At 62.3% G+C, this 14,668-nt stretch carries 9 protein-coding genes and 1 pseudogene; 2 read left to right on the forward strand and 8 right to left on the reverse strand.

Annotated elements, in window-relative coordinates; all coding sequences use genetic code 11:
- The first annotated feature begins 3 nt into the window (after positions 1-3).
- Positions 4-3,117, forward strand: coding sequence for an AAA family ATPase (locus tag NTZ43_03295; GenBank protein MCX5766237.1), 3,114 nt, complete (start codon positions 4-6; stop codon positions 3,115-3,117).
- 46 nt (positions 3,118-3,163) lie between these two features.
- On the opposite strand, the gene NTZ43_03300 is transcribed toward NTZ43_03295, so the two are convergent.
- The 4 genes from NTZ43_03300 to gcvT form a co-directional block, all read right to left on the reverse strand.
- Entirely contained in the window at positions 3,164-4,531 is a 1,368-nt protein-coding gene (locus NTZ43_03300; GenBank protein MCX5766238.1) for an HD-GYP domain-containing protein, read from the reverse strand.
- A gap of 287 nt (positions 4,532-4,818) precedes the next feature.
- A complete protein-coding gene (locus NTZ43_03305) occupies positions 4,819-5,604 on the reverse strand; it encodes a hypothetical protein (GenBank protein ID MCX5766239.1) in 786 nt (261 codons plus the stop codon).
- A gap of 149 nt (positions 5,605-5,753) precedes the next feature.
- Positions 5,754-7,328, reverse strand: coding sequence for a sigma-54 dependent transcriptional regulator (locus NTZ43_03310; protein ID MCX5766240.1), 1,575 nt, complete (start codon positions 7,326-7,328; stop codon positions 5,754-5,756).
- A 79-nt stretch (positions 7,329-7,407) separates the two neighbouring features.
- A complete protein-coding gene (gene gcvT / locus NTZ43_03315; protein MCX5766241.1) occupies positions 7,408-8,505 on the reverse strand; it encodes a glycine cleavage system aminomethyltransferase GcvT in 1,098 nt (365 codons plus the stop codon).
- A gap of 174 nt (positions 8,506-8,679) precedes the next feature.
- Here gcvT and NTZ43_03320 point away from each other — a divergent pair, with 174 nt between their 5' ends.
- The gene (locus NTZ43_03320; GenBank protein ID MCX5766242.1) at positions 8,680-10,692 is read left to right on the forward strand and encodes an AarF/UbiB family protein; all 2,013 of its coding nucleotides are present in this window, start codon (positions 8,680-8,682) and stop codon (positions 10,690-10,692) included.
- Here NTZ43_03320 and bcp read toward each other — a convergent pair.
- The 4 genes and pseudogenes from bcp to hslU all read right to left on the reverse strand — a co-directional run bounded on the left by bcp (position 10,670) and on the right by hslU (position 14,637).
- Positions 10,670-11,158, reverse strand: coding sequence for a thioredoxin-dependent thiol peroxidase (gene bcp, locus NTZ43_03325; GenBank protein ID MCX5766243.1), 489 nt, complete (start codon positions 11,156-11,158; stop codon positions 10,670-10,672). The genes NTZ43_03320 and bcp overlap by 23 nt on opposite strands.
- A gap of 25 nt (positions 11,159-11,183) precedes the next feature.
- Complete coding sequence (locus NTZ43_03330) at positions 11,184-12,023, reverse strand: sugar phosphate isomerase/epimerase (protein MCX5766244.1); 840 nt, start codon at positions 12,021-12,023, stop codon at positions 11,184-11,186.
- 201 nt (positions 12,024-12,224) lie between these two features.
- Positions 12,225-13,136 (reverse strand): annotated as a pseudogene (gene argF / locus NTZ43_03335) (ornithine carbamoyltransferase).
- Positions 13,137-13,191: 55 nt separating this feature from the next.
- Positions 13,192-14,637 carry an ATP-dependent protease ATPase subunit HslU gene (hslU, locus tag NTZ43_03340; protein MCX5766245.1) on the reverse strand — a complete coding sequence of 482 codons (1,446 nt, stop codon included), beginning with the start codon at positions 14,635-14,637 and terminating at the stop codon, positions 13,192-13,194.
- Between the last annotated feature and the right edge of the window lie 31 nt (positions 14,638-14,668).

The raw sequence follows: 14,668 nt of genomic DNA on the forward strand, positions 1-14,668 counted from the left end.
CTCATGCGCGTGCGTTTGTTACGGGCGATGACAATCCGCATCGGCCGTACCTCCATCAGGCCTTCGTCGCACGTGCAGTTCGCACTCGCCATGTATTTGGCGGCAACTGGCGGGCAATCCGTGAGCCGAGCACGGCTGCTGGAGCTGTTCTATCCAGATGCGTCGCTCACCGACGCACGTCATGCACTTCGACAAATGCTGTACCGCCTGCGACGTGCGGGGCTCGAGTTTGGCGAGTCGCACGAGTCGCTGCTGGTCGATCCGGCGATGATCGACGCGGATTTCCTGACCGCGCTCACGCCGGAATGGGCCCACAGCGCCAGTGTGGAGGAGCTCACGGCCGCCACGCGATTCTTGGCGGATGTCGCGATGCTCTCCACGCCCCATTTTGAGGAGTGGCTCGACGGCCTACGCGCGCAGGTTGCGGCGGCGGCACGCCGCGCGCTGCTGACGCGCTTGGCGGCCACGCGCCGCGAGGGACGTTGGGCGGAGTTGGATGCGCTGGCGCAGTTGTTGCTCACGATTGATCCGCTCAACGAGGAAGCGACACTCTCGCGCGCCGAGGCGTTGGCGATGGTGGGCGCGAAGGCGGAAGCGATTCGGATGCTCGACACGTTCGTGGAAGAGGTCGACGGGCGATCGCAGGATATTTCATTGCCCGCGAAAGTGTTACGGCGGCGCATCTCGGACGCCGTCGTGACGCATCCGCATGCGGGTATGGCCATTCGGCCGTTTATTGGTCGGCAGCAAGAGCTCGGGCAGCTGCAGGACGCGATGGATCGTGCGGCAGCGCGAGCCGGCACGCTGGTAGCGATGTCCGGAGCGTCGGGCATGGGGAAGTCGCGACTGGCCGCGCAGGCCAATGCGGTGGCCGGGCTCCGAGGCTTTCGTCGAGTGGAGGTTCGTCTGTCGCAGCAGGATGCGACGCGGAGCCTCGCACTGTTTTCTGAGTTGGTGCCGCTCATTGTGGCGTCGCCCGGTGGCGCCGCGTGCTCGCCGGATTCGATGAGTGTCCTGCTGGCCTTTACGCAGCCGGAGGACAGCGCGGCGGCCGCGCGGCGGGCCACCGAACGCGCGATGTCGCGGAGTTTGGTGCGGCGTTCGTTGATCGACGTGATTGAGGCCGTGACGGACGAGGCACCGCTCTTCGTGCTCGTGGACGATGCGCACCGCTTGGATCCGGCCAGCACGTCCCTGCTCGTGGATGTCGTGGGCGGCACGGCGCACTGTCGCGTCGTGTGGTTGCTGTGCGGCACCGACTGGGACGATGTGCGATGGCGCGACCTGCGAGCGCTGACCACGGTTCGGCTCCCACTGAGCGGCCTCTCGCGATGCGACTGCGATGCCTTTGCGACCAGTGTGCTCACCCACACGCTCGGCGCCGAGGAGAGCGCGCGATTGGACGAGTGTTATGTCGCCACGAACGGCAATCCATTGTTTGTCCGAGAGTGGATGCTGCACTACTCGGTTCCCGGGAATGCGGAGGCCGCACCCGGACGCATGCGTGATACGCTCTTGGCACGCGCCCGCACCCTATCGGATGCGGGATTGCATGTGCTGCGCGCCTGCGCGTTGCTGGGTGCACACGCGACGCCAGAATCGGTGCGCGCCGTCCTCGATCTTTCCACGCCGGTACTCCTGTCTGCGCTTGAGGAGATCGGGAAGGCCGATCTTCTGTCGGTGGACACGTCCACGGCGCTCACGATGCATGACGTGCCCGCGGGGATCGTCACCGAGGATTTGAGCCCGGCCGTCCGTGCGCTACTGCATTATCGGATTGCGGAGTATTTGGAGACTCGCGCGGCCGGCGTGTGGATTCCTCGACTGGCGTGGGACGCGGCCCGGCACTTTCAAGATGCGGGCGACCCGAAGCGGGCGCGAGTCCTCCTCATAAGCTACGGACGCCACCTCATGACGCTTGGCGCACCGGCCGAGGCGGCGGAGACGTTCGCGCTCGCGGTGCCGCTATCGGTGACGACGGAGGACCGGCTTCGCGTCACCGTGGACTATGCGCACGCGCTGTACTGTGCGGGGAGCAGTCGACAGGTGACGGTGGTGGTGTCCGAGGCGCTGGGGCAGTATCGGCGGGAGGAAGCGCTAGAGGAGGCGGCGTGTGAGTTGGAGTTGATCGGGATTGAGGCGGCGTGGGGGGTTGGGGAGGATGCGCATTCGAATCTCGACAGGACAGAACGCCTCCTTCGTCGCCCAGGAATTAGTGAGCGCGTCCTCGGCAAAGCTGCGACGCTCGCCTCGGGCCTTGCCGCCGAACTCTGGGACACAGAAACGCTCAATCGCATTGACAACCTCGTTTCCGCGCGCACCTCAGGGACTGACTCCACAGTCAGCTCCATTCACACCGCTCAAGGCATTTCCCTCTTTCAGCGCGGCGCGTTCGATGACGCAGCTTCTGCCTTCTTGCGCGCCATCGACATTGACAGCCAGTCAACTGACAGTATTTCGCTAATCACCGCACTACATGGGCACGCGAACGTGCTACGCCAGGTTGACCGAATCGATGAAGGCATGAGACAACTTCGGCGGGCCTTCGAAGTTTCCTCAAAGCTTGGACTAAGCGTCTTTGCGTCTAGGATAGCGGACCGAATGAGCGCCCTTCACTTCGATCGATATGAAGTAGAAGAAGCTCACAGCTGGCTTGGCGTCGCCGAACGGTGGGTTCGCCGGTCTGAGCACCTGACTGCACAGAACAGCATCGCTCATCAGCGGCAAATGCTTGCGGTGCACTTTGGCTCACTGCCCCTCAGCGGCGCAGAGGCATCCCAACCGTTACCGATTCTGATCGACGACAGAGTATCATCAAGACGCCTCGCCAATTTGGCACTGGCATGCCATACGGCGGCGCTCGAGGAGAACGGCGACATCCTCGCACTCACGGTCCCTCATTTACTAAAAGCAGTGGGACAAGCCAGCCCAACGACATTATGCGACTATGCTCTTTCGGCGTTGCTCTCAGCCGCTCGCTTCACATTGGACCGATCGACTTGCATGGAGGCCGTGGAGAACCGCAGAACGCACCGCCTTCCCACAAACCGCGACGAAAAGTGGTACTTGGTAGCAGCGATCAACAAAGATTGGTCCACACTTTACGGGCGCCAGTAACACGAGCCCTCGAGCAGCTACGACGCCCGGCTATTGACTGGCGTGACTATAGTGCGACTGGCTGAGGTCGTTGTGTCGACTGGAGCTCAGGCACGACCTCATGTAGATGCTCTTCGACTTGCTCTGCGCCAGCGGAAACGTCACGTGGCACGGCGTTGCGCGCGATGGCCGTCTCCAAGGCGGGCCAGTGAGACGCATTCAACAGCTTTACACAAATCGCTGGATCAAACTGCCGACCGCTTTCCTTCATTATTTCTGAGCGGATGACTTCGTACGAGAGGGCGTCTCGATACGGGCGCGTTGTAGCCATTGCATCGATCGTATCGGCTATAGCAATGAAGCGCGACCACTGCGGTATCTTGTCCCCGACCAGTCCATCTGGATAACCGCTGCCGTCCCATGCTTCGTGATGACCCCGAATCGCGGAAACCAAATCGTGAAATTGCGACGACTTCCCTACCAGAACTGCACCCTTCGCGGAGTGAGTTTTCATGACAGCAAACTCTGCTTCAGTGAGTCGGCCTGGTTTCCGGAGAATCGGCGCAAACTCCTCGTGAATCTTGCCCACGTCGTGGAGTAGAGCGGCGGTCGCAAGGCGCTCAATGGCTCGAGTTCCGAGCCCCGCCGCCCGAGCAACGATTCTCACATACTCAGCGACACGTTGAGAGTGGCCGGAAGTGTACGGATCACGAGCTTCAATCGCAGCGACCATGATCTGGAGCAACTCTTCATTGAGTCGCTCTAGCTGCCAGTTTGTTTTATAGAAATGCCGAAGACCGAAAAGCGGAATCGCAAACACGACCGACCACGCCGGCCCCAGCTTTGCGTACAGGAACGCAAATCCGTACACCGCAGGCACCGCGATCACATCATAGATCAACGCGCTATGCGTGTTCTGCCAAAGCACGCCAGCCAGCCTCTGGTGCGTACTGATCGCAATCACCGCACTAACGCAGACCGTATTAACCAAGAAGAACGACGTGAACGCCGCTGCAAACGCGAGCTTCGAGTGAAGAGAGGCCGCGTCAATGGGACGCCCTCCTAGAGCTCGGAACACCAGGATCGCAACGCTCACGGAAAGTGCGTACTGTCCGAGATTGAACAAGCCCTTGAGTCGATCACGTCGCTGAAGGATTTCTGCGAGCGCCACCGCAAGCGTTACGGATATGACGACCGAAAGTCCTGGTGCCACCGCTACAGCGCTCATGAACGGAACAAACGAAATGTTTCCCATCGCTCCGCGTGGAATGCGATAGGCCATCACGTGCGCAAGAATACCCAAGAGAGCGAAGACCCCCGCGGCCTGCAGCGAGTCTTCATCGAATCCAAGTTGAGCACGAGCCACGAGCGCCGCGGCTATTAGGGCTGCCGCGACGACTGCTCCTACGAAATACTTTGTTTGGCGTTCAACCATGACCATGTGAGGAAAGAGAACCCCCGACCTCGACTCAACCCCAGCTCAACGTGTCACCGAGCACGAACGCGAAGAGACTCGCGATGATACCAGCCAGAGCTTGCATGTTGCGTCACCTCCCTTGGGTACTAGAGTCACGCCCACCATCAGACGTGCATACCAGGTTGGCTCCGCTCCTGTTGCTAGTCGGCCCGCTCAGCTTCTCTCAAAGCCGAAGTCGGGGGTTGTAGTCTCCTCTGTAAAGTGATTGCGCCAACAGGCACACGCCGCACCGCGCGCATCCGCCGCTACCGCATGCCGTCCACCCAACGATTCGTCGCGTTCAGCACCGCAAGCGCGCCGGCCGTCTCGCTGTTGTCTTTGACCTCGCAGCACCCGGTCAGCAACGTGCTGCTCCGCCCAGTTTTGGCGCGTAAGCCCACCACAACGAGCTCGCGATCAAAGGCCGAGACGATCTTCACCCCCTCGAGCGTCAGCGAGCGAGCGCCGCCATCGGCCAGGACCACCGCCTGCATCGCCGCGCGTGCACTCAACTCCACACGATTCCGATCGCCGGTCTCTACCCCCTCGGCCTCGCCCACAAACAGCTCGCGCCCACGACGTACCGTCACCTTGCACGTCACACCCTTGGCGCGCGAGCCGCGAAGTTCCACATCCTCGAAGTACAGCGCACGACCGGCATCGTCGACGGGGGCATGCTCCACCGCGCTCCCTTCTGCCACCGGCGCCGGCAACGTCAACGCCGCTGCCTTTGCCGACGAAACCGCGGCGCCGGGCGCCGAGAGCAACGACACCGCATCCGCTCGCGCCGTCGTCGTGGCCACACTCACCTTGCGATGGTCCACCCGCATCCCGAGCTGCGCCATCAGCGCGCTCTCAATGTTCCGCACCATCTGCTTCGCCGGCGTGTCACCCGTCACCAGAACGTGAATCGCCTCCACGTTCCCCGTCTCCGTCGACACAATGCGAACACTCACCACCCCGGCCAACGTCGCGATCAACTCTTCCGCGCGCTGCAATGGCAATACACTGCCAGCGATCGGCGACGAAACTCCCGGGTGCGGTTGTGTCACTTCTGCCTCTTCAATGGGTGCAAAACGTGAACGGAGGCACCGCCGAGTAACCGACAGGAATATATGCCCCACCTAACGCTCAAATGACGATTGAGCGACCTAATTAGGGACAAAATGTTCGCGAACTAGCCAGCAGGGCAATAATCGGACTAATTGTCCGATTCGTAGTCGCCCGTGGGAAGCCCATACTCCTTCAGCTTCCGGTACAGGGTGCGCTCCCCGATATCCAGGACCTCGGCGGCCTTCCGACGGTTCCCGCGCGACTCCCGCAGCGCTGCCTCGATGGCCGACCGCTCTATCTGCGCCATCGTCATGCCAGGCGTGATGGTCACAACATTCGACGATGAGGGCGAACTCGGGGGCTCCAGCCCCTCCGACACTGAACCGAGCAGTCCGCCCGAGCCGACCCCGCTGCCCACGAACCCGTGAGCCGCAATCGCGCTCAAGTGTGACCGGTCATCGTCCACCTTTCGCCGCAAATCCTCAACCTGAAGCTTCAACTCCAGGAGGCTGCGCACAATAAACTCGAGCTCCCGTCCCGCGGCCTGCTCGCCCTCGCGCATCATAGGCCCCACATGCACGGGCAACAGCCGCTCCATCCCACTGCCACCACGAAGCTGCGGGGGAATGTCGTCCACGCCGATCTCGCGACCGTGCGACAACACCACCATGCTCTCCACCAAGTTTCGCAACTCACGCACGTTGCCGGGCCACGCGTAACTCACCAACGCCTGCATGGCCTCTGGGGAAATCCCTCGGAACTCGCGATCGTGCTGCTGCGAAAACTCCTGCACGAACCGCCGTACCAGCATCACGATATCGTCGCGACGCTCGCGCAGTGGCGGTAAATACATCCGCAACACATTCAAGCGATAATACAAATCGCTCCGGAACGTGCCGCGCTCCACCCCTTCACGGAGCGGACGATTCGTCGCCGCCACCACGCGCACATCCACCGGAATCGTGTGCGTGCCACCAACGCGCGTGACCTCTCGCGCCTCCAGCACCCGCAGCAGCTTCACCTGCGTGCTGGGCGAGATGTCGCCAATCTCATCGAGAAAAATCGTCCCGCCGTGCGCGAGCTCGAACCGTCCAATCCGTCGCTCCGCCGCTCCCGTGAACGCGCCCTTCTCGTGCCCAAAGAGCTCACTCTCCAGCAACGTCTCCGGCAGCGCGCCCACATTCACCGCAATGAACGCCTTACCGCGGCGCGGGCTCAACTGGTGCACGGCACGCGCCACCAACTCCTTGCCGGTGCCGCTCTCGCCCTCAATGAGCACGGTGCTACTCACCGGCGCGATCTGCTCGATCTTCACTAGCAGCTCACGCACGGCTTCACTGTCGCCGTACAGCCCAGTCTCCAGCGCCAACGCCCGTCGATCGACCAAGTTCTTCACGCGCGAGAACAACTCCTCGCTCGACACGGGCTTGGCCAACACCTCATTGAAACCAACGCTCCGCAACCGCGACTCCAGCTGCGGATCCCCAACGTCGGCCAAACCCAGCACCGCCGCACCACTCCACAACTGCTGGCGCACGAGGTGCAGTGTCTGCTGGTCCAGCAGATTGCCGGTAATCACAATCACGTCGGGCCGCTCGCGGGTGACCGTGCTGCCGAGGTCGTCCATCGGCGAGACCATGGCCGTCTTGATCCCTGCCGCCTCGAGGGCGGCATTGAGACGGACAGCGGGCTCGACGTCAGTGAGCGTGATAAGAACTTTCATGAACCACGAAAGCGAGAGAACGAAAGACCGTTAACGGAGAACGGTAAACGACGAACAACACGAGCGATCGCCAACGCCACTAGCGATGCGATGCGCTCTTATAAAACGGCAACTCTACAATCGTCGCCTCGAGGCGCTTGCCACGAATCTCCACCTCAAACGTGTTGCCCGTCTGCGCGTGCGCGAACGGCACATACGCTGTCCCAATCGCAATGCCGCAGCTGGGGCTCGCCGTGCCGCTGCACACCGTGCCACTCGCCGCGCCATTCACGAACACGGGATACCCATGACGCGGGAAGCTCTTCTCGGCGATCGTAAAACCGACCAGTCGCTTCGGCACGCCAGCGGCCTTCTGCGCTTCGAGCGCGGCGCGACCAGTGAAATCGCCCTTCTTCATTTTCACGAGCCAGCCGAGGTTGGCTTCCCACGGCGTGACCGTGTCGTCGATGTCATTGCCGTAGAGCGCCATCCCCATCTCCAGGCGCAACGAGTCGCGGCAGCCGAGTCCGGTGGGCGTCACTTTGCCGGTCGCCATCAGCGCATTCCAGATGTGGACCGCGTCTTTCACGTCGTGATACAGCTCGAAACCGTCTTCACCGGTGTAGCCTGTGCGACTCACGACCATTGGCCCCACGCCGGCGACGTTGCCTTCGGTGAAGTGGTAGTACTTGATGTCGTCGAGCTTGATGTCCGTGAGCGTCTGCAGAATGGCCTGCGCTTCGGGCCCCTGCAGCGCGAGCAAGGCGATGCGATCAGAAATATCCTCGAGCTGCACATCAAACTTCGAAAGCTGCTGGCTGATGTGCGCGAAGTCTTTGTCCTTATTCGACGCATTCACCACCATCATCAGGTGGTCCTCGCCACGATACACGAGGCAGTCGTCTTCGAAGGTGCCGCGCTCGTTGAGTAGCCCGGAGTAGTGCACCTGCCCGATCGCGAGCGACGCCACGTTATTGGACGTCACGTAGTTCACGAACTCCACGCGCTGCGGCCCCGTGACCTTGAACTCACCCATGTGGCTCACGTCGAACAGCCCGCAGTGCTGGCGCACGGCGTTATGCTCGGCGGTGATGCCGGCGGGGTACTGAACGGGCATCTCGTAGCCGGCAAAGGGCACCATTTTGGCGCCAAGCGCGACGTGGAGTGCGTGGAACGGGGTTTTGAGCAAGTCAGCCATTTTGAACTACCTATGGGCGGTCGATGTTGATCGATAGACCGTTCACACAGCAGGGATTGCCGCGTGTGCCGGGATAGTCAATATGCCGAAGTGGCAGGGGTGAGGGTAGGCTCAGAACAGCTGACAGCCACTACCGGAACCTTGGCGGGCGAGATTCGTTAGTCTCACTACACCGTGCATACCCTCCGAATCCTCCTGGCCCTCGGGCCGCTCGTCGCCTCGTTCTTCCGAGACCGCAAACGCTGGCTCTGGTGGGGCGAGCGGATGCCGCGCACCCCCGAGTTCCACGCCCGCCGGGCCAAGTTACTGGTCAGTTCGATCGCCGGGTTGGGCCCCACCTTTGTAAAGCTTGCGCAGGTCTTTGCCTCGCGCGCCGACCTCATTCCGGAACCGTACATCGGCGAGCTGGGGACGCTCGTGGATGCGGTGCCCCCCTTCCCTGTTTCCGTCGTCGAACGACTCGTCTGCGCCGCCTATGAGGTGCAGCGAGTAGAAGAGGTGTTTGAGACGTTCAACCGCACGCCGGTGGCCGCCGCATCGCTTGGGCAGGTGCATCGCGCCACCTACCGCGGACGCGACGTGGCCGTAAAGGTCCTCCGCCCGGGGATTGAACGCATCATCGAACGCGACCTCGCCTCGGCGCGGCGCATCCTCGGCTGGGTGAACACGCGCTGGCCGCATCCGCACGTTGCGGGCTTAGTTGCGGTCGTGGACGAGTTCTCCGCGCGCATTCACGAGGAGCTCGATTTCCGACTCGAAGCCGAGTTCGCAGAGGAGATCGGACGAAACTTTGCCACGAACAAGCGGGTGATCATCCCCGGCGTCGTGCACGCGCTCACGCGGCAGCGCGTACTCGTGCTCGACTATATGGATGGCACTCGCATCGACAAGCTGAACGCCGGCACCGTGGACGTGAAGGGACTCGTGGCGACGCTGGTTGAAGTGTATGTGCAGATGATGCTGGTGGACGGTCTCTTTCACGCCGACCCACACCCCGGCAACCTGATGGTGGCGCCTGACGGCCGGTTGATCCTGCTCGACTTCGGCATGGTGGTGCGCGTAGATCAACCCACGCGCGCTAAGCTGACGCGCACCGTCCTCGCGGCCATTCGGCGCGACCCCAATGGTGTGGCCGATGGCTTCCGCGCGATGGGGCTGGTACTCCCTGGCACCGATGAAGAGACGGTGCACCGCCTCGCCGTGTTGCTCATCGTCAATGCGTTCGCCAAGACCACGACGCAACAGCGCATCGACGCGCTGCTCGCCGATCGCGTGATGAAGACGATCTTTGATTTTCCGATCATTCTGCCGCGCGACATGGTGTACTTCGCCCGCACCGCCGCGCTCATTGAAGGGGTGGGCACCAAGTACGATCCGTATTTTCAGGCGATCCCCATTGCGAGTCCGGTCGTGCTGCGGATGCGCACCCGCATCCTGCGCTCGGTGGGCGAGGCGGCCCAGCCAAACGCAGCCGAAATCGCGACCGTCGCCGGCTATGCGCTAGGCACGGCGGCCCGATGGGTCGTAGATTCTTTTGCTTCCGTACAAACCACGTTTACCACGAGGTCCGCTTCGATGCGTCGTCGCCCAGGCTCCCCCGCTGCGTTGCTCGCCCTGCTCGCGCTTCCGCTCGCACTTGCTTCACGTTCCGCGCAGGCACAGGCGCTTCCCACGGTCGATCAACAAGTGGCGGCGGCGTTGCTCCCGCTCCCAAAGGATTTGCAGGCGGGCGCCCTCGTGATGGGCTACAAGACCAAAGGGAAACTCGAGACGATTCGCGACGGCAAGAACGGTATGATCTGCCTGGCGCTCTATGTGGTGCGCGATAATTTTCACGTCGCCTGCTACCACAAGGGACTGGAGCCGTTCATGGCCCGCGGCCGCGACCTGCGCGCGAGTGGCGTGAAGGACCCTGAGGTGGACTCGGTGCGGTTCCGCGAAGTGCGCGCCGGCACGCTCAAGATGCCGACGGCAGGCTCGCTGTATTCGCTCACGACGACGAAAGAAAACTTCGACCAGGCCACCAACAAAGTGAAAGATGCGCGCCCGCTTGCCGTGGTGTACGTGCCCGGCGCGACGCCCGAAAGCCTCGGCCTCTCAGCGGCTCCGCTGCCGAATCAACCGTGGATCATGTTTCCGGGCACGCCCAAGGCGCACATCATGATCATTGGCTCGATGCAGCCGTAAGCAGCTTGAGCGCGGCCTGAACCTCGGCAGCATGGCCGTCGGGGTTCACCTTCTCAAAGAGTTGCTTCACTTTGCCGTCGGGGCCGATGATAACCGTGGTGCGCTGCACGCCCCAGTACTTGCGGCCGTAAAACAGCTTCTCGACCCAAATTCCAAACTGCTCGGCGAGCGCGTGGCCCTCATCGACGAGCAGCGTGAACGGAAGCTCGTACTTCTTCCGGAACTTGGCGTGTGACTTCGCCGAGTCCGGTGAGATGCCGAGGATCACGGCCTTCGCGCGTTTGAACCGAGGAAAGAGATCGCGAAACTCGCACGACTCCATGGTGCAGCCCGAGGTGTCGTCCTTGGGGTAGAAGTACAGCACGACCCACTGACCTCGCAGGCTTTTGAGCGCGACCCGCTCGCCGGTGTCGGTTTCGAGATCAAACGCGGGTGCCAACTTCCCAACTTTCACGCTCGTGGTCACATCATCCTCAGGGGTGTATGGCGAACTAGAACGCGAGCGACTTCACGTGCGCCCAGTTCTGTTTTGCGGCGGCGAGTTCGTCGGCGGGCCCTTCTTGCTCTACGAAACACGGCTTGTTGGCGATGTCCGTGACCTCGTGCAAAAACTTGCGCAGATCGAACACGCCGGCGCCGAGTTCGGTGTCGTGCGTCCGATCGGCCACCACATCCTTCAGGTGGAAGGTGGCGTAGCGCGTGCGATATTTGGCGAGATACGCAAAGGGATCAGCACCACCGACCGTCATATTGCCGGTGTCGAGCTGTAGCCGCACCGCAGCGGGATCGGTGCGCTGCACAAACAGATCGTACGGCACTTGGCCGTCGATCGGTTTGAAGTGGTCCGGCTCGTTATGAAAGGCGAGCCAGATGCCGGCTTTGCGCGCGGCGGCGCCCGCCGTATTGAAGTGATCGGCCCATTTTCGCCACGCTTCGAGTGAATGCTGCGTTTCGGCAGGAAGGCTGGGCACAATCAGATATTGCTGGCCGATCAGTTTGGCGTCGTCGAGCGCGCGATTCCAGTCGCCGAGCAACAGTTCGGGGGCGATGTGTGCGGACGGTGCGCGAAGCCCTTCGGCGCGCAGCGTGTCGCGCACCTGCTTGGGGCTACGGCCGAAGTTGTCGAAACTCCAGAGGAGTTCGACATCCGTGTAGCCAATGGCGCGTACGGCGGCGAGGGTGCGTTCCGGGTTTTGGCGCATCGCCGCGCGCACGGAATACAGTTCGAGGCCAATACGATCGAGCTGTGCCGTTGCCCGCGGACGGAGCGGCGCGAGGTGCGCTCCCACGACTGACGTTCCCACGGCATGGAGAAAAGTGCGGCGCTTCATGGCATTCCCAGGGGAAGGATGTCGCTGATGGACGGTCCCACGGACACGGTACGACGAATCCACGCACTCCCGCTATCAGCGACGCCGAGCTTTCTTGGCCGGCGTCTTGGCCGGCGTCTTGGCGGACTTCGCCGTCGGTTTCTTGGTCTGTTTCTTGGGCAACGCCTTTTTCTTTTTCGCGGGTGTCAGCGATTCCCCACCCATCAACACCGCCATCACGGCCTTTTGCGCATGCACACGATTTTCCGCCTCGTCCCACACGCGGCTCTGCGCGCCGTCCAACACGTCGGCAGTCACTTCCTCGCCCCGATGCGCCGGCAAGCAGTGCAAGAAGATCGCCGACTTGTGCGCACGATTCATCATGGCGGCATCCACGGTGTATCCCGCAAAGGCGCGCAGACGCGCCTCTTGCTCCTCCTCATGCCCCATCGAGGCCCAGACGTCGGTGTTCACCACATGCGCCCCGTCGATCGCCTCGGCGGGATCACGTGTGAGCGTCACTTTGGTGGCACGCGTGGCGCGCTCAAAGCACGCGGCGTCCGGCTCAAAGCCCTCGGGGCATGCGAGTGCGAGTTCAAAACCCAGCACCGCGGCCGCGTCAAGCCAGGTGTTGGCCATGTTATTGCCGTCGCCGATCCATGCGATCTTTTTTCCCTTATAACTCCCGAGAAACTGATTGACCGTGAGCAAGTCAGCGAGAATCTGACACGGATGCTGGAGATCGGTGAGCCCGTTGATCACGGGCACATCTGCGTGAAGCGCAAGCTCTTCGACTTCCGCGTGCGCATAGGTGCGCACCATGATGCCGTCCACCATGCGCGCGAGCACACGCGCGGTGTCGGCAATCGGTTCGCCGCGGCCGAGCTGAATGTCGCGCGGCGAGAGAAAGAGTGGATTGGCGCCCAACTGCCAGGCGCCCACTTCAAACGACACGCGCGTGCGCGTGGACGATTTGAAAAAGATCATCGCCAGCGACTTGCCCTCAAGCGGGCGGCGGCGGTACTGGCCCGTCCGCATACGCTCGGCGAGCGCAAAGAGCGCGTCGAGTTCCGGCTTCGAAAAGTCGGGAATCGCGAGGAAGTCGCGATGCGGGCAGTGCGGGCGGTCGGTCATGGCTCACGTGGTCCAGAGGTGAGCGACGAAATCTAGCAGGGTTCGGGCCAAAGTCCTACAGAATGTACTTCCGTAGATCCTCATCCTCGGCGATGGCCTTGAGGCGGTCGCGCACGACCCGCGCGTCGATCTTTACCGGCTCCGTCCCACGGTCTGGGAGGTCGTACAGCACATCCTCGAGGAGCGTCGTCATCACGGTGTGCAACCGTCGGGCCCCGATGTTCTCCATCCGCGAGTTCACCTGCGCCGCCGTCCGCGCGATTTCCGCGACGGCGTCGGTGGTGATCTCTAGCACCGTGTTCTCTGCCGCAATGAGCGCCGCATACTGCTTGGTGAGCGCGTTCTCCGGCTCCGTCATGATGCGCACGAAGTCGGCCTCGGTCAGCGGCAACAACTCAACGCGAATAGGAAAGCGGCCCTGCAACTCGGGAATCAAATCGCTCGGCTTGCTCACGTGAAAGGCGCCCGCGGCAATGAACAAGACGTGATCGGTCTTCACCATGCCGTGCTTCGTCTGCACGTTGCTGCCCTCAACAATCGGCAGGAGGTCGCGCTGCACCCCCTCGCGCGACACGTCGGGCCCGCCCATCTCACCGCGCTGGCCGGCGATCTTGTCGATTTCGTCGAGGAAGATGATGCCGAGGGTTTCTACGCGCTCCAGTGCGTCCGTGACCACATCGTCAAAGTTGATGAGCTTGTCGAACTCTTCGTCGAGGAGAAAACGGCGCGCGTCGGCCACCGCGACCAGTCGTTTCTTCTTCTTGTGCGGCAACAACTCCGCGAGCATTTCGCCGATGTTCCCGAGCCCTTCACCCATGCCGCCCGGCCCTTCGCCGCGCGCAACCTCGGGCATGGACGGCCCCGACGGCGTCACTTCAATTTCGACTTCGCGCTGCTCCAATTGCCCGTCGAGCAGCAGTTGCTTGAGCTTGTCGCGCGTGCGCTTGTGCCGCTCGCGCGAGGCTTCGAGTTCTTGGCTCACCGCGCCTTCCGCACTCGCCACAAACACCCGCTCAGCGTCGGTTCCCTTGGGAGCGGTCGGTTCAATGAATGGGGGCAACAAGAGATCGAGCAACCGGTCGTCTACTTTGTCGTTGGCGAGATCTTCCACTTCCGTCTCGCGTTCATTCCGCACCATGTCGACCGCGCTCTCGACGAGATCGCGCACCATCCCCTCAACGTCGCGCCCCACGTAGCCGACTTCCGTGAACTTTGACGCCTCGACTTTCACAAATGGCGCGCCAGCCAGCTTCGCGAGACGGCGTGCGATTTCCGTTTTCCCCACGCCCGTGGGGCCAATGAGGATGATGTTGTTGGGCGCGATCTCGTGACGAATCGGTTCCGGCGCGCGCTGCCGGCGCCAGCGATTTCGCAGGGCAATGGCCACCGCCTTCTTGGCGTTGTCCTGCCCCACGATGTAACGGTCGAGCTCGGCGACGATCTTGCGCGGCGTGAGATCGGCAAGTCGGGCGAGCGTCTGTTCGGTGCGCTTCGAAGTCATGGGCCGGTTAGCAGAGAGCGGACACAACCGT

Source organism: Gemmatimonadota bacterium, assembly GCA_026387915.1.
In the GTDB taxonomy this organism is placed as follows: Bacteria; Gemmatimonadota; Gemmatimonadetes; order Gemmatimonadales; family Gemmatimonadaceae; genus Fen-1231.

Coding starts and splice junctions, on each gene's coding strand:
- NTZ43_03295 (MCX5766237.1), top strand. CDS start 4: ATGCGCGTGCGTTTGTTACGGGCGATGACAATCCGCATCGGCCGTACC.
- NTZ43_03300 (MCX5766238.1), bottom strand. CDS start 4,531: ATGGTTGAACGCCAAACAAAGTATTTCGTAGGAGCAGTCGTCGCGGCA.
- NTZ43_03330 (MCX5766244.1), bottom strand. CDS start 12,023: ATGAAGCGCCGCACTTTTCTCCATGCCGTGGGAACGTCAGTCGTGGGA.
- hslU (MCX5766245.1), bottom strand. CDS start 14,637: ATGACTTCGAAGCGCACCGAACAGACGCTCGCCCGACTTGCCGATCTC.
- NTZ43_03310 (MCX5766240.1), bottom strand. CDS start 7,328: ATGAAAGTTCTTATCACGCTCACTGACGTCGAGCCCGCTGTCCGTCTC.
- gcvT (MCX5766241.1), bottom strand. CDS start 8,505: ATGGCTGACTTGCTCAAAACCCCGTTCCACGCACTCCACGTCGCGCTT.